Source organism: Acinetobacter towneri DSM 14962 = CIP 107472 (genome assembly GCF_000368785.1).
Classification (GTDB): domain Bacteria; phylum Pseudomonadota; class Gammaproteobacteria; order Pseudomonadales; family Moraxellaceae; genus Acinetobacter; species Acinetobacter towneri.
In genome coordinates this window covers 93,996-115,329 of the sequence record NZ_KB849688.1, presented here as the reverse complement: position 1 = coordinate 115,329, position 21,334 = coordinate 93,996, and the positions used below count along the sequence as shown (strand labels likewise).

Genomic DNA, 21,334 nt, shown 5'->3' with positions numbered 1-21,334 from the left:
ACGCATGTTTAAGCAGGCATGGCAAAACTGGATCAAGACACGTTTTAAATTTGATCGACACAAGGCCTTAAAACAAAAAGATATTTTGGTTTTTATTTACCAACAGGGCTATCTGTATTTAGTGCTGATTTTGATCACGTTTATTGCAGGCGTGAATTATGGCAATAACCTGATTTTAGGCTTTTGCTTTTTGATCAGTGCCATTTTATGTATCAGTTTTTATTTGACCTTTAAGCAGCTGCATGAATTAGAGATTGAAATTGTGACCACCGAAGTTGGGCAAGTAGGTGAAGTATTGCAATTACAATTGCATTTCAAACAAGAGGTCGCGCAGGCACGCTATTTATGGATTAAAGCCGATCATCAATTAGAAAAGGTTCTTATTCAAGACACTCAGCAGCAGTATGTGTTGACATTTTTTGCAGCGCAACGTGGGCAGTTTCATTATCCTTATTTACACATTTATTCGGTTTATCCTTTTGGCTTGGTACGTGCGTGGACTTATTTGAATTTGTCACGTACCGCGTGGGTGGCACCCAAAGCCGCCATGTATAGCGCAGAGAATAAACAGCATCAACACAGCTTTCAACCCGATTTAGACGAGTTTCGTGAGCTGCGTGATTTTCAATTGGGCGATTCTTTGCAAGCTGTGTCGTGGAAGCAAGCGGCACGAGGGCAAGGCTTATATGTCAAAGTTTTTGAACAATATCAGGATCAACAGAGTATCGACATTCACTATGAACACATGCCTGCACCGACCCACGAAGAAAAATTAAGTTTGATGATGGGTTTGGCCGAGCAATGTGAACAACAACAGTTGAATTATGCGATGTTTTTGCCACATGCGACCCTTGAAAAAGGCGTAGGTGAGCGGCAGTTGAAACAGGCAAAAATTCTTTTGGCACAGGCTTGATGATCATGCACAATTCGATTCAGCAATCTATTCTGCTTAGCCTGATCTTAATTTTGGCTGCTCACATGCTGTTTAGCCCTGTGGCATTGAGTGTCATTTTCGGACTCATGTTGTTGCTGTTGTATCTTCACTATAAAAACAAGACAGCGCGTATTTCTAAAGTTTGGACTTATGGATTGACCTGCTGTGCCTTAGCCAGCATTTATCTGAGTTATAAAAGCCTGATTGGCGTAGAGGCTGGTGTTGCCTTATTAAGCACCTTTTTGTTTGCCAAAGCTTTAGAAAGTCATACCCAGCGCGACCTGATTATTTTATTTAATTTTGCGCTCTTTGTGAGTGCCAGTTCATTTTTATACAGCCAAAGCATGTGGATGACCGTGTTGGTCATTCTATGTTTAATCAGTTGTTTAATTGGGTTATATCGGATTCAAAAAAGTGCATTTTCAGATTATGCGTCGCGTCATTCGAGCAGCCAAGATGCAAAGCATGACCTTAAAAATGTCGCCAAGTTTATCGCATACGCTTTGCCATTCTTTTTATTATTGTTTTTATTCTTTCCACGTTTACCGCCATTGTGGCATGTACCTATTCCTGATGCCAAAGGCGTGACAGGTATTAGTGACACGATGTCACCAGGCGATATTGCCGAATTATCACAATCTTCTGCTTTGGCATTTCGTATTGTGGGGAATATGCAGCAACTGCCGCCACGTTCAAAACTATATTGGCGGGCGATGGTACTGGATCAATATGATGGTCGCACATGGACAAGCAATTTTAGCAATCAACAACCCGTTCAGGCAGCACAATTACAGCCAGAGCAAGTCGATTTTCAGTATCAATATATTGCAGCAGACCCACGTGCACAGTGGATTATGGCGCTGGAAAAATCTGTACCGAATCAACACGGTTATGTATTACGCCGTGATTGGAGTATGGTGCCACAGCGTCAAAATGGTCGGATTCAACCGATTGCTTTGCAGTGGGTTGGGGAATCCGCACGTATTCAAGGGGATGATGCACAGAACGAGCGTTATCGACGCTTTAGCCAGCGTTTAAATGTTCAGGTACAGACGCAATCTGACCCAAAAGCTCAGCAATTTGCCCTGCAGATGTTTGCTCAAAGTCAGCAACAACCTGAACGCTACGTGCAGAATGTATTGCAGTGGTATCGCAATAATGGCTTTAGTTATACCTTAAAACCTGGAATGCTCGGACAAAACCGAGTCGATGAATTCTTGTTTCAGAGTAAGCAAGGTTTTTGTGAACATTATGCCTCAAGTTTTGCCTTATTGATGCGTTATGTCGGGATTCCAGCGCGTGTAGTCGTGGGCTATCAGGGTGGGGAACTTGCACCCGATGGACAAAGCTGGGAAGTACGACAGCAAGATGCACATGCTTGGACAGAAGTGTTGCTCAATCAACAATGGGTACGCATAGACCCGACAGCCATCATTGCACCTCAACGTATAGATGATGGTATGCAAAACCTAATGGCAGATGATCGGGCCGTTTTGGGTGCTGACACACAAATGTGGCAATACCAACATTCTAATTTTATTCGTTCTTTACGGGTGTGGAGTGATTATGCAAGTTATCAATGGCAAAGCAAGGTCGTGGGTTATGATGCCGAGTCACAGCGTCACTGGTTTGGACGCTTAGGGCTGCACTCAAACTATGCTTTGGCAGCGGTGTTGGTTTCAAGTATTCTCATGATCTTAGCAGGGTATTTTGGCTGGATTTTTTGGAAAAAACGTCAGCAAGGTTCTCGCATAAATCGTGCCTTAGACAAATTTTCTAAAAGATTGCCCGCTCAGTTGCAAAAACAGGATGCAGAAACAGTGAGTGTGTGGATGCAGCGTTTAGCAGCGCAGGTAGATGCAAATGAACAAGAGGCATTTAAGCGTTTAGGCGTGTGCTATCAACAATATTCTTATGCGCCTGAACATGACCGTGTTTCAGAGCAGGTGTTTTTTGATTTGCTTAAAACTTGCTCGGATGTGTTGAAAAAACACAGAAAGGACTTGTCTTAAAAATCAAAACTGAATATGATGCGAAGCACTTTAGGCGTATAGCTCAGTTGGTTAGAGCGCTACGTTGACATCGTAGAGGTCTCCAGTTCGAGTCTGGATATGCCTACCAATACATTAAAATTATATGTTGTTACATAACTTCATATAAGTAATAAAGCTCTGAATTATAACGATTTAGGGCTTTTTTATTGCTTTTCTTAAAGATACATAAATTCGCTTATAGTTTAAAAATATGTACACAGTGGTGTACACATGTAAGTTTTCGGCTTATTTTGCACTAATTGGTTTTTATTTTGCACTAGAGCTTTGAAGCCTCTTTCCACATTTCATTTGTGCACTGATTCGTGAGCGAGAACATGGCACCATTAAGCATTTAACGGTTATGCTAGTCACGGTTTTTGAAATTATGCTGGCAAAGGTTTTATCGATGAGCCTTGTGGTGCTTTTAGCAGCTTTTTTAGGCTTAAAAGTAGTGGTGCAGGGGGCATTACAGGTACCCATAGAAGGAAGTTTGCTGTTATTTTTCTTTGGAGCCTTGCTGACCTTATTTGCAACAACCTCAATGGGTATATATATGGCAACCGTGTCTAAATCGATGCCGCAATTCGGTTTGCTGATGATGCTTATTCTGATTCCCTTGCAAATGTTGTCTGGGGCAAGTACACCACGAGAAAGCATGCCAGAAATTATTCAAAATATCATGTTGATTGCAACGACAATGCATTTTGTAACATTGGCGCAAGCAATTTTATACCGAAATGCAGGATTGGATGTGGTCTGGCCTTCCTTTCTATGGTTAATCGCAATTGCAACAACATTTTTCTATGTATCTTGGAAACGTTTTAAAAATACCATTCATACAATGGCTTAATGTAATAGATTGAGTTTGATCGCTGAAGCACAAATTTTGACTGGGGCGTATTAAGAGTTACACTGCGCATAATTTTTGCTAATATGTATGAAAATTGTTCAATAAAAGTAAATGACATGAAACACATTCTTGTGCCAGTTTTGGTGGTGTTGGTCGTTTTATTAGGTTATCTCGTTTACTTGGAAGAGGAAACGCGAAAGCAGGCAGAACTGAACCGAGTTTTGACTGAATCTGCAAATTTATCGCTAGAAAAAACAGAAGCGGCTACACCACAGATTTTGCAAGTCACAGAATAAGCGTAGAAATTTCTAACATAATGTGTGGTAATTGCTTTATTCATCACACTTTTGTGTGCTTCACTTTATCGTAAAATTTTATCTTTAATTCAAAAAACTAGAATTTTTAAAAAATCCCTATGGTATAATTTGCCAATTGAAACTGCTTCATCACAACTCAAAGGCATTACTTTTGAGAGTGACTGAAGTAAAAAAAAGATGAACAAAGCTGCATAAAATTTATGCGGCTTTTTTATTTAGCATTCCGAATTTTTGATTTTGATAAAATCAAATGCTTGATTGTGAATTAAGTTTATCTTTTTCATGTAATTTTACATGCTCATTGGGCAAATCTATTGTTGCAACTAACACAGGCTTTTAAGTGTTGACTTAAAATTCAGTCATACTGCAAATTCAGTTTATTTACAGGGGCTAGGTCATGACGACTCCTAATCCATCCTCAGCGGGAATGCTTGAGCGCTTATTCAAATTAAGCGAAAACAAGACCACATTCCGTACCGAGATTTTGGCGGGTGTAACCACCTTCTTAACCATGTGTTACATCATTATTGTCAATCCAATGATTTTATCTGAAACAGGAATGGATCATGGAGCTGTCTTTGTCGCCACCTGCTTAGCCGCAGCAATTGGCTGCCTAGTGATGGGGATTGTTGCTAACTACCCAATCGCACTGGCACCGGGCATGGGGCTAAATGCTTATTTCACTTACTCGGTGTGTTTAGGCATGGGAGTGTCTTGGCAAACGGCTTTGGCTGCAGTTTTTGTATCAGGGATTATTTTTATTGCCATTAGCATGTTTAAAATCCGTGAAGCAATTGTCAATGCCATTCCCATGTCATTAAAATTAGCCATAGGCGGTGGTATTGGTTTATTCCTTGCTTTAATCGCGCTTAAAAATGCTGGTGTTATTGTCGATAATCCTGCGACTTTGGTGGGCTTAGGTGACTTAAAACAACCCACTGTACTTTTAGCGCTATTGGGGTTTTTAATGGTGGTGGTGATGCATCACTTTAAAGTGCGTGGTGCAATTATCATCAGTATTTTGGTGCTAACTGCGATTTCAACAGCTTTAGGTTTAAGTGAATTTAAAGGAGTGGTTGGTGAAATTCCATCTCTTGCCCCTACTTTCATGCAAATGGACTTTGAAGGTCTATTTACAGCAAGTTTAATTGGTGTAATTTTCGTATTTTTCTTGGTCGATTTATTTGACTCCACAGGCACTTTAGTGGGTGTTTCACACCGCGCAGGCTTATTACAAGATGGCAAATTACCTCGTTTGAAAAAAGCGCTTTTTGCCGACTCTTCTGCCATTGTAGCAGGTGCGGCATTGGGTACATCTTCAACAACGCCGTATATTGAATCATCTGCAGGCGTTGCAGCGGGTGGTCGTACTGGTTTAACCGCAGTGATTGTTGGCTTGTTGTTTATTGCCTGTTTATTCCTGGCGCCGCTCGCGCAATCGGTACCTGGTTTTGCAACAGCACCTGCCTTGTTATTTGTGGGTGTATTGATGATTCAGGGCATTGTGCATATTGATTGGGATGACATTACCGAAGCAGTACCTGCCTTCTTAACCCTCGTGTTCATGCCATTTACTTATTCCATTGCCGATGGTATTGCCATGGGCTTTATTAGCTATGCGCTGATTAAACTACTCACAGGCAAAGCCAAGTCTGTACCTTATATGGTTTGGATTATTGCTGCACTTTGGGCATTAAAATTTGCCATGTTTGGCGGTTAATATTTTAAACGGAAAAGGGGTGTAAACTCAGTTTGCACCCTTTTTTATTTTGATCAATTTTTGAAACTCTCCCATTCAATAGCAAAAAGGACAGAACATGAATCAACTTGAGCTAATCCGAGCATTACCTAAAGCAGAACTGCATGTGCATATTGAAGGTACTTTTGAACCAGAATTGATGTTTGCTATTGCGCAGCGCAACCAAATTGACATCCCTTATCAGTCCGTAGAAGAAGTCAAACAAGCCTATAACTTTCATAACTTGCAGTCTTTTTTAGATATTTATTATGCAGGCGCACAAGTGTTGGTGCATGAGCAAGATTTTTACGATTTGGCTTGGGCATATTTTGAAAAATGTGTTGAAGACCGTGTGGTACATACCGAAATGTTTTTTGATCCGCAAACCCATACCGAGCGTGGTGTGGCATTTGCAACCGTGATTAATGGCTTACAACGTGCTTGTGATGATGCGCAAACAAAATTAGGCATCAGTTCAAATTTAATTATGTGTTTCTTGCGTCATTTAAGCGAAGATGCAGCATTTGCCACACTTGAACAGGCTTTGCCTTATAAAGATCAAATTATCGCAGTGGGTTTGGACTCAAGCGAAGTTGGACATCCACCTTCAAAGTTTGAACGTGTCTTTGCCAAAGCACGTGAAGCAGGCTTTTTAGTCGTGGCACATGCAGGCGAAGAAGGGCCAGCCGAATATGTTTGGGAAGCATTAGATTTACTGAAAGTAAACCGTATTGATCATGGTGTGCGTTCTGAAGAAGATCCTGTATTAATGCAACGTCTAATTGCAGAGAAAATTCCGCTCACGGTCTGTCCATTGAGTAATTTAAAGCTATGCGTAGTGGATGATATGGCACAGCACAACATCCGCCGTTTATTGCAGCAGGGTGTTAAAGTGACAGTTAATTCAGATGATCCATCTTATTTTGGTGGCTATATGAATGATAACTTTGTTGCTATTAGCCAAGCTTTAGATTTAAGCAATGCTGAATTAAAACAATTGGCGGTTAATTCTTTTGAAGCTTCATTTATTTCGGCTGAAGAAAAGCAAAAATGGATTGAGCAAATTCAAGCATTGGGATGAGTTAAACTGAATTTAGATTAGCTTAGACTACAAAAAAGCAGCTTAATTTAAGCTGCTTTTTTGTGGGAGAACGATTTGAATCGCTTTAAACTCAAGCTTTAAAAATTATTTACCTTGTTGCGTCATACTACGCAATACATCGTCTTTATCTATAAAGTGATGTTTAAGTGCTGCAAGCATATGCCCAACCACCATTGCCCCTGCAAACCATGACAAATAAGTATGCACAGGTTTAACAATTGCTAATAGTTCGGGGTTCTTATCCACCAAGGCTGGAATTTCAAATAAATACAACACAGGCACAGGTTTACCCACGCTCCAGCTAAACAAACAGCCCGTGATTGGAATCGCAATCAGCATAAAATACAGACCTAGATGTCCTAAATGCGCTAGTGTTTTCATCAACGGTGACATGCTGTCAGGCAGTTGTGGCGCAGGGTGGGTGTAACGCCAAAATAAGCGAATCACCAATAAAAATAATCGCCATGAGCCAATGTAAAACTTGTGCGGTACGGGTGTAATATGAATGAGAACTGTTCATGTTGTGTTTCAGGCGAATAGTGTGCTTGCATGCTAAACAACAGCATGTAGCGAAAAAAGTATCCACCTGCAACGGAGTGTTGAAAATCTGCAACGCTGCAAAAAAATAGCGTTCTTGAGGGGGCTGTTGATATTTCATAAATAGTTTGCGCTGTAGGCTAAAACTGAGCAGATCAGGCATGAAACGCAGGGAATAGCGAGACTATTGCCAAGTTTCATAACGCAATCTGAGAAAGTTTTAGCCACAGCCTTTCAGGACAAGCATATTTTTTGCTGCTATTGCGTTATGAGTCAGTCATTTAGAATGACTAAATTTCCTACCTCATGCCTTATATCAGCTAAAAAACGTTGCGAGATATATCTCTCATGTCGCAAACATAGAAAAATTGTCAACAGCCCCTAGCCTTAAGCCTAAGCACATGAATGTAGAAATTGCAAAAAGCTATTCCTTCGTCAAACAAGTTTAGGCACAATAGCGGCATTGTTTCACTCAAATGACTTGAATATTAAATACAGGAAATATCCATGAAAAAACTACTCGCTGTATTGGCACCTATCGCTTTGGTTTTATCTGCATGTACCACCACTACAGGTACTACTACAGGAACGACAACTGCACCGACAGCAACTCAACAATTGGGTATGGCGGCGATTAAAATTGCAATTAATGCCAAGTGTGTGACTGAATTAAACAACATTCCTGCATGGCACACTGCGACACGTGTTATGACACCAACGCAAAAGCAAAATGTTCAAGCGGAAATTTGTGGTTGTGTTAGTGAAAAAGCACCACAAAATGTGACTGCAGTAGATTTAGCCACTGCAGCAATTGACCCTGCTGCACGTGCAACCATTGTGAGCAATGCAGTATCTCGAACCATTAATGCATGTGTGGCAGAAGCAGTAAGATAAGTTTTACCGATTCTGTAAAATTAAAAATGGTGCGTTGTGACTCGCATCGTAAGATAGGCTGAAGATTTCAGCCTATTTTTTCTGGAAAAAGATGATGAAAATTGCAGGTGTAGATGAAGCAGGGCGTGGGCCTTTAGTGGGTTCTGTTGTCGCTGCGGCAGTTATTTTAGATCCGAATAACCCGATTGAAGGTTTAAATGATTCTAAAAAACTGACAGAAAAAAAGCGTGAAAAGTTATTTGTTGAAATTCAGGAAAAGGCTTTGGCTTGGGCAATTGCAGAAGCATCTGCAGCCGAAATTGATGAACTGAATATTTTGCAAGCGTCGTTATTGGCGATGCGTCGTGCGGTGGAAGCCTTATCTATTCAACCTGAGCATGTCTTGGTCGATGGCAATAAAATTCCGCAGGGTTTAGCGATGTCTTGTGATGCCGTTGTTGGGGGTGATGCATTGCATGCAGAAATTTCAGCAGCTAGTATTTTAGCTAAAGTGGCGCGTGACCGTGAAATGGTATTGCTTGATCAAGCATTTCCACAATTTGGTTTTGCTAAACACAAAGGTTATCCAACCAAAGCACATTTTGAAGCCATTGCACAGCATGGTGTAATTGCGGCACATCGACGTAGTTTTGCACCTGTGCGTAAGGCTTTAGAGTTAATGGAAAACTCACAGTAATTTTCATGCAAAACTTGTGCTGAGTTGCCTGTAAAATAGCTTTTACATGATTTGAATCAGGGCAAGTTTTTAAAAAGCATTCAGCAGAAAAATTTAAAGCGGCAAATGAGCCGCTTTATATTCAATTACCTTAATCGTTTAACGATTAAAGTCATTTTGCGAGTAGTTATCTTCTTCAAATGAAGGTTGATAATCTTGATCTAAGTGTTGCAAATGCTCGTGCATGGCACGTTCGTGTTGAATACGTTGATAGATTTCTTCACGATGAACCGATACTTCTTTCGGGGCATTTACACCAATACGAACTTGGTTACCTTTGACACCAAGCACAGTCACGCTGACTTGGTCCCCAATCATTAATGTTTCTCCGACACGTCGGGTCAGAATCAGCATGTTTATCTCCTTGCAAAATGCTAAACCTGCATTGATTTTTAAAGCAATTTAAAAGTCACAACCAAATAAAAACCAGTAAATTTTAACGGAACGTATCATTATTTATTTTATAAGATACAGCGCTGCCAAAATTTATGAAAGCATGTTGCTCAATATAACAGAGCCACTATAAAAAAAACTATAGTGGCTCTATTTTTTTGTACTTTTTCGCAAAATTTGTCAGACAATTACATTTTCTGACAGGGGCGTATTAAGCGCGTGCGCTAGACTCACCGCTTTCACGATCTAGACCAAATACAGTGTGTAAAGTACGTACTGCAAGCTCTAAATAGTTTTCTTCAATAATGACTGAAATTTTAATTTCAGAAGTAGAAATCATTAGAATGTTGATGCCTTCATCTGCAAGTGCAGTAAACATTTTGCTTGCAACACCTGCGTGTGAACGCATACCTACACCTACGATAGATACTTTCACGATGTCACCACGTGTAGCGACTTCACGTGCACCAATTTCTTTGGCAGTTGCTTCAAGAATTGATTTTGCTTTGGCAAGTTCGCCACGGTTTACAGTAAAAGTAAAGTCGGTAGTACCATCTTCTTCTACGTTTTGGATGATCATGTCAACTTCAACATTGGCAGCGCCAATAGGTGACAAGATTTTAGATGCAATACCTGGCTCATCAGGCACACCTAAAATAGTTAATTTTGCTTCGTCACGGTTAAACGCGATACCTGAGATGATAGGTTGTTCCATGTTGTCTTCCAATTCAGTAGTAATGAGTGTGCCGACATTTTGTTTAAAATCTTCGTCGAATGCGCCATCATTGTCATTATCAAAACTTGATAATACACGTAAAGGTACTTGGTATTTACCTGCAAATTCAACCGCACGAATTTGCAATACTTTAGAACCTAAAGAAGCCATTTCTAGCATTTCTTCAAAAGAAATACGATCTACTTTTTTGGCTTTTGGTGCAACGCGTGGGTCTGTGGTGTAAACGCCATCTACGTCAGTGTAAATTTGACATTCATCGGCTTTCAATGCAGCAGCAAGTGCAACGCCAGAAGTATCAGAACCGCCACGACCTAAAGTCGTGGTGTTACCTTCAGCATCAAACCCTTGGAAACCAGCAACCACAATCACACGGCCTGCGTCTAGGTTTTCAGTTAACACGTCAGTATTAATCGCTTCAATACGTGCTTTGGTAAATGCGCTGTCAGTTTGAATACCAACTTGGCGACCAGTTAGTGATTTTGCTGCAACGCCAATAGAATTCAGCGCCATCGCTAACATCGAAATCGTCACCTGTTCGCCTGTAGACACCATTTGGTCTAATTCACGCGGATCAGGGGTTTCGGTAATGGCTTTCGCGAGAGCGAGTAGGCGATTGGTTTCGCCACTCATGGCAGAAACGACAACCACTACTTTGTGGCCATGATCATGCCAGCGCTTCACACGACGAGCAACATTTAAAATGCGCTCGGGAGTACCCATTGAGGTACCGCCATATTTTTGAACGATTAGTGCCATAGTTGTTCCATATAAGCCATGACCCCGAATTTACCTGCTCAGGGTCAGTTACACAAAAAGTGAGATTATTTTGCCGCAAGCCAAGCAGTTAAACCTGCCATCACCGTTGCAAAGTTCTCGTTAAGTGGCGCGCCACCTTGTGCCAAATCAGGTTTACCACCACCTTTACCACCTAGTTCTGTAGCCAAGTGTTTGATGATGTCTCCTGCTTTAATCGTAGCAGTAAAGTCTGGTGCAACAGAAGCGATTAAGCTGACTTTATCGCCTTCTACACCTGCAAGTACAATCACTGCTTGGTCGAGTTTGGATTTTACACCGTCGTGCAAATTACGCAGTGATTTTGCATCCATATTTTGTACAGTGGTAATGAGCGTGGTACGTCCAGCAAGTTCTTGTACTTGACTTAAAAGTTCAGCTGCTTGGAAGTGCGCTAATTTTTGATTGAGCTGTTCAATCTGCTTTTGAAGGCTAGATGCTGTATCGACCAATGTATTCACTTTTTCTAAAGTTTGGTCTTTTTGTGCTTTCAACAAAGCATTGATGCTGTTGATATCGCGTTCAGTTTTTTGAACGGCTTCAACGGCTTTGCTGCCTGTAATTGCTTCAATACGACGTACACCAGCTGCAACACCACCTTCAGAGATGATTTTGAACAGACCAATATCACCTGTACGTTTCACGTGAATACCGCCACAAAGTTCAATGGAGAAGTTTTTATCTTCAATGATTGAACCCATAGAAAGTACGCGAACTTCATCGCCATACTTTTCACCAAATAGCATCATTGCGCCTTTGGCTTTGGCTGCTTCAATATCCAGTAATTCAGTAGAAACTGCGGTATTGGCAATGACTTCTGCATTTACCAAACGCTCAATTTCTTGCAATTGTTCAAATGACACAGGTTGGTCATTGGCAAAGTCAAAACGTAAAATATCAGAAGCAACCAACGAACCTTTTTGCTGTACGTGTGCACCTAAAACTTGACGTAGGGCAGCGTGCAATAAGTGTGTTGCAGAGTGGTTGCGTGCAGTAGCTTCGCGGATGTCTGCTTTTACAATCGCTTCCACCGCTTGCGCAGCTTTTAAACTGCCCATGGTAACAATACCTTGATGAACAAAAGCACCGCCAGATTTTTTGGTGTCTTGAACTTCAAAAATACCTGTTTCGTTTTTGAATAGACCTGTATCACCAATCTGACCACCGCTTTCTGCATAGAACGGGGTTTGATTGAGTACGATTAAAGCTTCATCGCCTTCAACTACTTCATCGACTTGTTCGCCATCTTTATAAATAGCCACAATTTGACCCTGACCAGTCGTTGCGTCATAGCCATCAAATTGAGTTTCACCTTCAACTTTTACAATTGAGTTGTAGTCAACTGCAAATTTACCTGCATCGCGTGCACGTTGACGTTGCGCTGCCATTTCAACTTCAAAGCCTGCTTCGTCAATGGTCAAGTCGCGTTCACGTGCAATATCTGCCGTTAAATCTGTTGGGAAGCCGTAAGTGTCATATAGTTTAAATACCACTTCACCAGGAATGACCGAGCCTTTAAGCTGTGCCAATTCACCCTCAAGCAATTTCAAACCTTGCTCAAGCGTTTTGGCAAATTGTTCTTCTTCTTTTAGAAGTTGCGCTTCAATACGCGCTTGATTTGCTGCAAGTTCAGGATAAGCTTGACCCATTACTTCAATTAAAGGCTGAAGCATTTTGTGGAAGAATGAACCTGTTGCGCCAAGCTTGTTGCCGTGACGTACTGCACGACGAATAATACGACGCAATACATAACCACGACCTTCATTCGATGGATTCACGCCATCGGCAATTAGGAAGCAGCAAGAACGAGCGTGGTCAGCAACTACTTTGAGTGAAGCAGGGTAGTCTACAGGCTTGCCAGTTTGCTGTGCAGTTACTTCAAGAGCAGTCGTGTCTAAACCAATAATCTGTGCTGCATTTTTGAGTAAGTGCTGGAACAGATCAATTTCGTAGTTAGAGTTGACGTGTTGCAATACTGCAGAAATACGCTCCAAGCCCATGCCTGTATCTACAGACGGTGCTGGAAGTGGGTGCAATACGCCATCTGCAGTACGGTTAAACTGCATGAATACGTTGTTCCAGATTTCAATGAAACGGTCGCCATCTTCTTCTAGTGTGCCTGGTAAACCGCCCCAAATATGATCGCCATGATCATAGAAAATTTCAGAACACGGACCGCAAGGACCTGTATCACCCATTGCCCAGAAGTTGTCTGAAGCATATTGGCCGCCTTTGTTATCGCCAATACGGATAATACGAGAAGCATCTAAACCAATTTCTTTGTTCCAGATGTCAAATGCTTCATCATCGGTGTGGTAAACCGTGGCATATAAACGGTCTTTTGGTAGCGCTAACCATTGTTCACTGGTTAAAAATTCCCAAGCAAATTTAATTGCATCACGTTTGAAATAATCACCAAACGAGAAGTTACCTAACATTTCAAAGAAAGTATGGTGACGTGCGGTATAACCCACATTGTCTAAATCGTTATGTTTACCGCCTGCACGCACACATTTTTGTGACGATACAGCACGTACATAATCACGTTTTTCTAACCCAAGGAAACAGTCTTTAAACTGGTTCATACCTGCATTGGTAAATAACAGGGTTGGGTCATTGGCGGGTACTAGAGAACTCGATGCGACACGTGTATGCCCTTGCGATTCAAAGTAACGCAAAAATGCTTCACGAATTTCAGCTGATGTCATAAAACGAGTACTCACAACCAAGTCACTCCATAATTTCCGATTGGGCTAAACGCAAGACAGTCTGACAAAAATAATTCTTTTGCTGTCATGCAGGCTTAAAATTTTAAAAACGCCAAATTATAACGGAAAAAGCCATTATCACCAATCATTTTAGTGTGAATAGATGACAATTCTGACGCAAACTTGGTTGCGATTACGCAGAATAAATCTTTGCAATAGAAGATGATGAACATTTACATTCAAAATAAGCGTTTACTGTAGGTCACGGAGTATGCCGAACTGCCATAAAGTAGAATACAAAATTTAAGAAAACGTAAATGTAAGCTAGAAAGTCAAAGCTGATATTTTTGATTTGCCGAATTAAACAACAAATTGCGTGAAAATTCGCAGAATTGATCTGATTTTTTTCAGTAAGGCCTCAAAATCTATTAACATAGTCTGTGCTTAAATTTTGATTTCATTATGAAAGGATCGGTCATGCAACGAGTGGCAATCAATGGCTTTGGTAGAATCGGGCGCAATGTGCTGCGGGCTTGGTTTGAAAATCCCAAAGACTTTCATTTTGAAATCGTCGCCATAAATGACATTGCCGATGTAGAAACCTTGGTTCATTTATTTAAATACGACAGTACCCATGGTCGTTTTAAAGGGCAGGTGGAAATTAGCCTTGAAAATGAACAGATTTTTTTGAATATTTCTGCAGGTTTGGCGCAATTAAAAGTTCAGGTGTTGAATCAGGCTCAACCTGCACAGTTGCCGTGGCAAGCTTTAAATGTAGATGTGGTATTGGAATGCACAGGGTTGTTTCGTTCCCGCGAGGCGGCAACGCAGCATATTACTGCGGGCGCCAAACGTGTGATTATTGGCGCTGCACCATTCGATACTGTAGATGCTGCGATTGTTTATGGTGTGAATCATCACGAAGTCAAAAATACTGACCAAATTATTTCCAGTGTGTCTTGCACCACGCAGGCTTTAGTACCACTGGTTAAAATTATTGATGACGCTTTTGGAATTGATACCGCATTAATGACTGAAATTCATGCAGTCACAGCCGATCAAACTGTATTGGATCAGGCGCATCGCGATTTACGTCGTGCGCGTGCATCAGGACAAAATATTATTCCTACAACTTCTTCTGCCCTAGGTGCTTTAAAACAAGTCATGCCAAAAATGGCAGATCGGATAGATGGTTATTCGATTCGTGTGCCGACCATCAATGTTGCAGCCATTGATTTAACTTTTATTTCTCAGTCGCCAATTACGGTGCATAAATTGAATCAGGTGTTGTGTGCTTCGGCAGCGCATGATTATGCCGAAATTATGCAAGTGACCGATGAGCCTTTGGTATCGAGCGACTTTAACCATTCACCTTATTCTTTAATTGTCGATTTAAGTCAAACCATGGTCGTGGGTCATCAAGCCAAAGTTTTTGCGTGGTATGACAACGAGTGGGGTTATGCCAACCGTTTACTAGATTTGTGTGAATCTTTTAGTCAACGGGCGGTGTAAGCGGCTACTTTTTAAGACATATACAAAGTGTAAAAAGCATGTAATAGTGATGAAAGATTTTATAATTCGTATTCACAGTTAATTCACTGATTGATATAACAAAGTTTGCATAGAAAATTTGAATAGAGTAGTGGCATGATGATTATTTTATTGTGGGGATTTATTTTTTTGCTGGCACTTGCCGTCATTTTTCTGATTTGGTTGCAGTTTAAAAATCAGGCAGACAGCAGCAGTGATGTGCAGCATCAACAGCAAGTCGAGCAAAAAGTATTACATTTAGAAGAGCATCTAAAAAAGACGTTGGAGATTATGCAAGATTTGGCCAAAAAGATGCAGGTTCAGCAAGATGCGCTCGATAAAACTGTGCAAAAAACTGCACAGCTTGAAATGCAAAATGCTGAGTTGGTTAGTTTATTGGCAAAGGCGGTCAAATCAAATCAGGACTTTTAAATGACGGCTTTGAAAGATGTGGTGTATTCATATTTTTTACCGCATATTTCAGAAAAAGTCGGGTGCATGAGCAAAAGTATCATGCTAAACTAGGAGAAATCGGGTGTGCTCCCGATTTTTTTATGCGGATTCGTTCCGCGCAAACAAGAATTTAGGTTTACAACATGCCCATTTCAGAGACATGGTTATTACCTGATGGTGTAGCTGATGTATTACCAGAACAAGCGCAAGTGATTGAAAGCTTGCGTCGTAAGTCACTGGATTTCCTCGCATCTCGAGGTTATCAGTTGGTGTACACGCCATTCATAGAATACATTGAATCTCTATCTTCTCTTTCAGAATCGAATCAAGATTTAGACCTTGCCACATTTAAAGTGATCGACCAACTTTCAGGTCGTTTGCTGGGTGTGCGTGCCGATATGACACCACAAGTGGCACGTATTGATGCGCATGTACATCCTGTAGATGGTATTGCACGTTACTGCTATGCAGGTACGGTTTTACATACCAAACCACAAGGTTTTAATACCACACGTGCACCATTGCAATTGGGTGCAGAGTTATTTGGTTCAGACAGCATTGATGCCGATGTAGAAATGGTTGATCTGATGCTTAGCTTGCTAAAAGAAGCAGGTCTGGCAGAAGGTGTGCATTTAGACTTGGGTCATGTCGGTTTGTTCCGTAGCTTGGTTAAACAAGCAGAATTAAGCAAAGCCACTGAACGTCAATTGTCAGATCTATATCAGCGTAAAGCATTACCAGAACTGGCAGAATTTACCCAAGATTTAAACTTCGGTTCAGATTTTTATGCTTTAGGTCGCTATGCCAGTGATTTAACTGCTTTGCAGGCTCATTTAAGTGCTGAAGTATTGGCAAATGCCGAATTTAAGCAAGCGTTTGAAGCTGTTAAAGCAACACAAGCTGAAATTCAGGCGCGTTGGCCAAATCTGCATATTGGTATTGATGTGGTTGAGCTGCGTTCTTATCACTATCACACTGGTTTAATGTACGCGGTATATGCACCAAATCGTGCTGCACCATTGGCACAAGGTGGTCGTTATGATGGCATTGGTCAGCATTTCGGACGTGCGCGCCCTGCAACAGGTTTCTCTTGTGACTTGTTTGTATTAAGTGCAGGCCGTTTTGAATCATCGTCTGTTGTTGTTGCACCTAAAGGCTCACAACCTGATTTAATTGCTGCTATTCAAAACACACGTGCGCAAGGCTTTAGTGTAATTCAATTGTTGGGTAATGATGATTTAAACTCGGTTCCATACGCAACGCACCAATTGGTTCTTGCAAATGGTGAGTGGACAGTCGAAAAAATTTAATCGCCAAGGCATGTTTCATGTTACAGGTCTTGGTTTTCAATTTTAACAGCATGATGTAATGAGGCTATTATGGGCAAGAATGTTGTGGTACTTGGTACCCAATGGGGCGACGAAGGTAAAGGTAAGATCGTCGACCTGCTCACAGATCAGGCGGCGGCAGTCGTTCGTTATCAAGGCGGACACAACGCAGGCCATACTCTCGTGGTTGGTGGTAAGAAAACTGTATTACACCTCATTCCATCAGGTATTTTACGTGAAAACGTACTGTGCTTAATTGGTAATGGTGTAGTACTTTCTCCTGAAGCACTCATTAAAGAAATGGGTATTTTGGAACAAGAAGGCGTGCCAGTGAAAGAGCGTTTACGTATTTCACCAAACTGTCCGCTTATTTTGCCGAACCACATTGCACTTGACCAAGCACGTGAGAAAAAACGTGGTAATGCCAAAATTGGTACAACAGGTCGTGGTATTGGCCCAGCTTATGAAGACAAGGTTGCACGTCGTGCGATTCGTGTTGCTGACTTGGTTCGTGGCGGTGAAGCACTACGCGCTCAATTGACTGAATTATTGGACTATCACAACTTCCAATTGACACAATACTACGGTGTTGAAGCAGTTCAGTTAGATGAAGTTTTAGCGCTATGTGACCAATGGCGTGAAGTGATTGCACCATTAGTGGTTGATGTAACGACTGAAATTCATAATTACCGTAAAAACGGTGACAACATTATGTTTGAAGGTGCGCAAGGTTCATTACTTGATGTTGACCACGGTACTTATCCGTATGTGACTTCATCGAATACAACTGCGGGCGGTGTAAGCTCTGGTTCAGGCTTAGGTCCATTACATTTAGACTACGTTTTAGGGATTACCAAAGCTTATACCACACGTGTAGGTGCAGGCCCATTCCCAACTGAGTTGGTGTATGACGCAGCAAATGACGTAGGTGATGCGATTGGTAAACACTTAGGTACTGTGGGTCACGAGTTCGGTGCTTCTACAGGTCGTCAACGTCGTTGTGGTTGGTTTGATGCCGAAATTTTACGTCGTTCAGTCGATGTAAACTCACTGTCTGGTATCTGCTTGACCAAGTTAGACGTATTGGACGGTTTAGAAGAAATCAAAATCTGCGTAGGTTATGAAAATACCGATTCAGGTTGTGTAGGTTCTTCTGATGCGCTTGCATACGAAAACTTAAAGCCAATTTATGAAACAATGCCAGGTTGGTCTGAATCAACTGTGGGCGCGACCAGTGTAGAACAATTGCCTGAAAATGCAGTGAACTACATCAAACGTCTTGAGCAGTTAATTGAATGTCCAATCGACATTATTTCTACAGGTCCAGACCGCGCAGAAACTATCGTATTACGTCATCCATTTGATGCTTAAGTCGTTGTGCTTTAGCATAGCATTTAAGCTCTGATGATGTATTCAGCCCTGTCTAAATGATGGGGCTTTTTATTGCTGTTGTTTCAGTTTCAATAGCGACTCATTTTTGGAAACATTATAGATGATGCTGAGTGAGTTGTTTTTTCAAGACTAAAGTTGCAGATGACTGGCGCTGTGCAGAGCAGGGTGGCTTGTTACAATGGCTTTAGAAAATTAAATTTAATTAAGGTTATGCAGGATGCATAAAAATATTACCAGTACGATTTTTTATTCTTTATTGTTTGCGATGGGCGGCGCACCGACCATTGCCATGATGCTGATTTTATCGCAAAAGCATGATCCGAATATTATGTATCAGGCATTTATTGGTTTAAGCGTTATTTTTGCCTGTATTTTGGTGCCACTGATTCTGATTCAAAATGCTTACCTACTCTACAAACGCAAAAATCCAGAAATGGAAGAAAAAGTAGAAGTAGTGTCTAAAATTTACTTGGGTTTAAATGTTTTCTGTTTAGTATTTTGGTTGTGTTATCAATTTCTTTACTAGGGTAGTGATTGATCGCTCAGACATACAATCTGTACACAGCTTAGGCGTTGTTTACATAAATGATATGTTTATGAAGTGATTATAGATTTAAAGCCTTGAATTGATTTCATATAATTGATTGGTATGAAGATAGCTCGCAAGGCGGAGATTATTATAATGAACAAAAAACTGATGTTAAGTTTATGTGCCGCAGGCGCAATCACAGTTTCAGGGTGTACGACTGTTGCAGACATGGCGGGTGCAGATACTGCGACCTTAAATGCAACTGCTACCAAAAGCTATAATGAAATGGTGCAAGACGCACGCAATAAAAATCAGTTAGACACAAGCTCCACCACGTATAAACGTATCAATACTGTGTTTCAGCGTTTGATTCCACATGCCAATCAAATGAACCAAACAGGTCAGCCTTTCCAGTGGCAATTGGCGGTACTTAAGTCTGATCAAGTCAATGCTTTTGTCGCACCTGGTGGTAAAGTGGTGTTCTACACTGGTATTGTGAATAAACTGAATTTAACTGATGCTGAAATTGCCGCAATTATGGGGCATGAAATGGTGCATGCTTTAGAAGAACACGCGAAAAGTAAAATTGGTGCACAGGCTTTAACCAATATTGCCTTGAACGTAGGTTTAAGTGCGGCAGGCAATAACGTTGGTCAATTGGGTGCAGCAGCAGCGCAATTGGGTACCCAAATTGGGATTGGCTTGCCATATTCACGTAATTTGGAAAGTCGTGCCGATCAGGGTGGTTTAATGCTGATGGCGCGTGCAGGTTATAACCCACAAGCTGCAATTACCCTTTGGGAAAAAATGAACAAGCTTGAAGGTGGCGGCGGTGCGTCCTTCTTATCGACTCACCCATCGAACAGTCAGCGTATTGAAGCAATGCGTAAAAACTTGCCAGCAGCACAAGCGCTATATAACCAAAGTCGTCGTTAAGATGACCTCAGCCAGTTCAACTGGTTAAGATAAAACACAAAAAAGATGCGCATGGTTTTATGCGCATCTTTTTTTATGAAGACTTTTTGACTTTAAACAGCATAAAAATGATGAGTTATTGCTGAGTTCATATTTTTAATTTCATTTTAAAGCAGTGCTTAAAATAAAATTAGGGCGCTGGATTGGGTTGTTGACGATGAATGGCTTCAATGCCTTGTAAAATTTCATCTGATAAGGTGATGTCAAAGGCATCAATATTTTCTTTGAGTTGCGCCATATTCGTCGCGCCAATAATGGTACTTGTCACAAAAAATTGCTGCTTGATAAATGCCAGCGCCAGTTGCGTCAAACTCAAGCCGTGTTGTTCTGCAAGTTGGGCGTATTGCTCGGTTGCCCATTCGCTTTGTGGATTACTGTAACGGCTAAAACGTGAATATAGCGTGACACGTGCATTGGCAGGGCGTGCGCCATGACGGAATTTACCAGTTAAATAACCAAAAGCCAAAGGTGAGTAGGCGAGTAGTCCAACACCTTCATAATGGGCAATTTCAGACATACCAATTTCATAAGTACGATTCAGCAGGTTATACGGATTTTGTACGCTAACAAATTTGCTTAATCCTAACTGTTCTGCCAAGTGTAAAAACTTCATGGTGCCCCACGGGGTTTCATTCGACAGCCCAATATAGCGAATCCGTCCTTTTTGAATTTCTTGTTGCAATGCGGTTAAGGTTTCAGCAAGGTCGGTTACTTCTTGCGTATTTTGTGCTTCTTGGTTGCCATAACCAAGTTTGCCAAAAAAGTTGGTTGGGCGTTGTGGCCAGTGCAGTTGGTATAAGTCGATATAGTCGGTTTGCAGGCGTTTTAAATTGCCATCCAGTGCAGAATGAATATCCTCTGCGTTAAAGCGGGTTTTGCCGTCTCGAATATGACTGCCGCCTTGCGAAGGGCCTGCAATTTTAGAGGCTAAAAATAATTTGTCACGTCCGCCACGTTGCTGTAACCAATTGCCAATCATGGTTTCGGTTGCACCTTGAGTTTCTACTTTTGGTGGTACGGGATACATTTCTGCGGTATCCCAAAAATATAAGCCTCGTTCTAGCGCATAATCGAGTTGTTGAAAGGCTTCTTGCTGGGTATTTTGTTCACCAAATGTCATGGTGCCTAAACAGATTTCTGGAACTAGAATGCCTGTTTTTGCCAATGGTTTAAATTGCATATTGTCTCTCGCTCAAGATTATATGTATATATTGATGTTACAAGAGCTGAAACCATTTTGCGCCACTTGTGGCTGCGAAAATTGCTACTTCATTGTAGTGACAGCAATAATGGTATTTTGATAATTGAAAATGGTAAAAAGTTAACAGCTGGTAATAAAAAAGCAAATCCGAAGATTTGCTTTTTTAATGAGCATATA

The 21,334-nt window shown here is 41.2% G+C and carries 18 protein-coding genes, 1 tRNA gene and 1 pseudogene; 15 read left to right on the top strand and 5 right to left on the bottom strand.

Annotated features, from left to right (window positions below; genetic code table 11):
- The first annotated feature begins 4 nt into the window (after window positions 1-4).
- The 7 genes from F947_RS02080 to F947_RS02050 all read left to right on the top strand — a co-directional run bounded on the left by F947_RS02080 (window position 5) and on the right by F947_RS02050 (window position 6,953).
- Window positions 5-913, top strand: coding sequence for a DUF58 domain-containing protein (locus F947_RS02080; RefSeq protein WP_004971606.1), 909 nt, complete (start codon window positions 5-7; stop codon window positions 911-913).
- Window positions 914-918: 5 nt separating this feature from the next.
- Window positions 919-2,946, top strand: a complete 2,028-nt coding sequence (locus tag F947_RS02075; protein WP_004971604.1) for a transglutaminase TgpA family protein — start codon at window positions 919-921, stop codon at window positions 2,944-2,946.
- A gap of 32 nt (window positions 2,947-2,978) precedes the next feature.
- A tRNA-Val gene (locus F947_RS02070) sits at window positions 2,979-3,055 on the top strand.
- Window positions 3,056-3,274: 219 nt separating this feature from the next.
- Window positions 3,275-3,817: an ABC transporter permease gene (locus F947_RS02065; RefSeq protein WP_429761830.1), complete on the top strand. Its 543-nt coding sequence runs from the start codon at window positions 3,275-3,277 to the stop codon at window positions 3,815-3,817.
- Window positions 3,818-3,933: 116 nt separating this feature from the next.
- The gene (locus F947_RS02060; protein ID WP_004971601.1) at window positions 3,934-4,113 is read left to right on the top strand and encodes a hypothetical protein; all 180 of its coding nucleotides are present in this window, start codon (window positions 3,934-3,936) and stop codon (window positions 4,111-4,113) included.
- 418 nt (window positions 4,114-4,531) lie between these two features.
- Window positions 4,532-5,854 (top strand): NCS2 family permease, encoded by a 1,323-nt coding sequence (locus F947_RS02055; RefSeq protein ID WP_004971599.1) that lies wholly within the window; start codon window positions 4,532-4,534, stop codon window positions 5,852-5,854.
- Between the two features lie 97 nt (window positions 5,855-5,951).
- A complete protein-coding gene (locus F947_RS02050; protein WP_004971597.1) occupies window positions 5,952-6,953 on the top strand; it encodes an adenosine deaminase in 1,002 nt (333 codons plus the stop codon).
- A gap of 105 nt (window positions 6,954-7,058) precedes the next feature.
- Here the strand turns inward: F947_RS02050 and F947_RS02045 are convergent.
- Window positions 7,059-7,494: pseudogene (locus tag F947_RS02045) on the bottom strand (cytochrome b).
- Between the two features lie 524 nt (window positions 7,495-8,018).
- Here F947_RS02045 and F947_RS02040 point away from each other — a divergent pair.
- The gene (locus F947_RS02040; protein ID WP_004971594.1) at window positions 8,019-8,405 is read left to right on the top strand and encodes a hypothetical protein; all 387 of its coding nucleotides are present in this window, start codon (window positions 8,019-8,021) and stop codon (window positions 8,403-8,405) included.
- Window positions 8,406-8,499: 94 nt separating this feature from the next.
- Window positions 8,500-9,081: a ribonuclease HII gene (gene rnhB / locus F947_RS02035; protein WP_004971591.1), complete on the top strand. Its 582-nt coding sequence runs from the start codon at window positions 8,500-8,502 to the stop codon at window positions 9,079-9,081.
- Window positions 9,082-9,219: 138 nt separating this feature from the next.
- Here rnhB and csrA read toward each other — a convergent pair whose 3' ends face one another.
- The 3 genes from csrA to alaS all read right to left on the bottom strand — a co-directional run bounded on the left by csrA (window position 9,220) and on the right by alaS (window position 13,764).
- The gene (csrA, locus tag F947_RS02030; RefSeq protein ID WP_004971589.1) at window positions 9,220-9,474 is read right to left on the bottom strand and encodes a carbon storage regulator CsrA; all 255 of its coding nucleotides are present in this window, start codon (window positions 9,472-9,474) and stop codon (window positions 9,220-9,222) included.
- A gap of 250 nt (window positions 9,475-9,724) precedes the next feature.
- Window positions 9,725-11,005: an aspartate kinase gene (locus F947_RS02025; protein WP_004971586.1), complete on the bottom strand. Its 1,281-nt coding sequence runs from the start codon at window positions 11,003-11,005 to the stop codon at window positions 9,725-9,727.
- 65 nt (window positions 11,006-11,070) lie between these two features.
- On the bottom strand, window positions 11,071-13,764 hold the full coding sequence (alaS, locus tag F947_RS02020; RefSeq protein ID WP_171062554.1) for an alanine--tRNA ligase: 2,694 nt from the start codon (window positions 13,762-13,764) through the stop codon (window positions 11,071-11,073).
- A gap of 462 nt (window positions 13,765-14,226) precedes the next feature.
- On the opposite strand from alaS, the gene F947_RS02015 reads away from it, so the two are divergent.
- From F947_RS02015 to F947_RS01990, 6 genes are all read left to right on the top strand, one after another.
- On the top strand, window positions 14,227-15,261 hold the full coding sequence (locus F947_RS02015; RefSeq protein WP_004971581.1) for a type I glyceraldehyde-3-phosphate dehydrogenase: 1,035 nt from the start codon (window positions 14,227-14,229) through the stop codon (window positions 15,259-15,261).
- A 135-nt stretch (window positions 15,262-15,396) separates the two neighbouring features.
- Complete coding sequence (locus F947_RS02010) at window positions 15,397-15,711, top strand: hypothetical protein (protein ID WP_004971580.1); 315 nt, start codon at window positions 15,397-15,399, stop codon at window positions 15,709-15,711.
- A gap of 164 nt (window positions 15,712-15,875) precedes the next feature.
- Entirely contained in the window at window positions 15,876-17,042 is a 1,167-nt protein-coding gene (locus tag F947_RS02005; RefSeq protein ID WP_004971576.1) for an ATP phosphoribosyltransferase regulatory subunit, read from the top strand.
- Between the two features lie 69 nt (window positions 17,043-17,111).
- Window positions 17,112-18,431, top strand: coding sequence for an adenylosuccinate synthase (locus F947_RS02000; RefSeq protein WP_004971574.1), 1,320 nt, complete (start codon window positions 17,112-17,114; stop codon window positions 18,429-18,431).
- A 238-nt stretch (window positions 18,432-18,669) separates the two neighbouring features.
- The gene (locus F947_RS01995; RefSeq protein WP_004971573.1) at window positions 18,670-18,978 is read left to right on the top strand and encodes a hypothetical protein; all 309 of its coding nucleotides are present in this window, start codon (window positions 18,670-18,672) and stop codon (window positions 18,976-18,978) included.
- A 156-nt stretch (window positions 18,979-19,134) separates the two neighbouring features.
- Window positions 19,135-19,917, top strand: coding sequence for a M48 family metallopeptidase (locus F947_RS01990; protein WP_004971571.1), 783 nt, complete (start codon window positions 19,135-19,137; stop codon window positions 19,915-19,917).
- Window positions 19,918-20,086: 169 nt separating this feature from the next.
- Here F947_RS01990 and F947_RS01985 read toward each other — a convergent pair whose 3' ends face one another.
- On the bottom strand, window positions 20,087-21,136 hold the full coding sequence (locus F947_RS01985) for an NADP(H)-dependent aldo-keto reductase (RefSeq protein WP_004971568.1): 1,050 nt from the start codon (window positions 21,134-21,136) through the stop codon (window positions 20,087-20,089).
- Window positions 21,137-21,334: the final 198 nt, after the last annotated feature.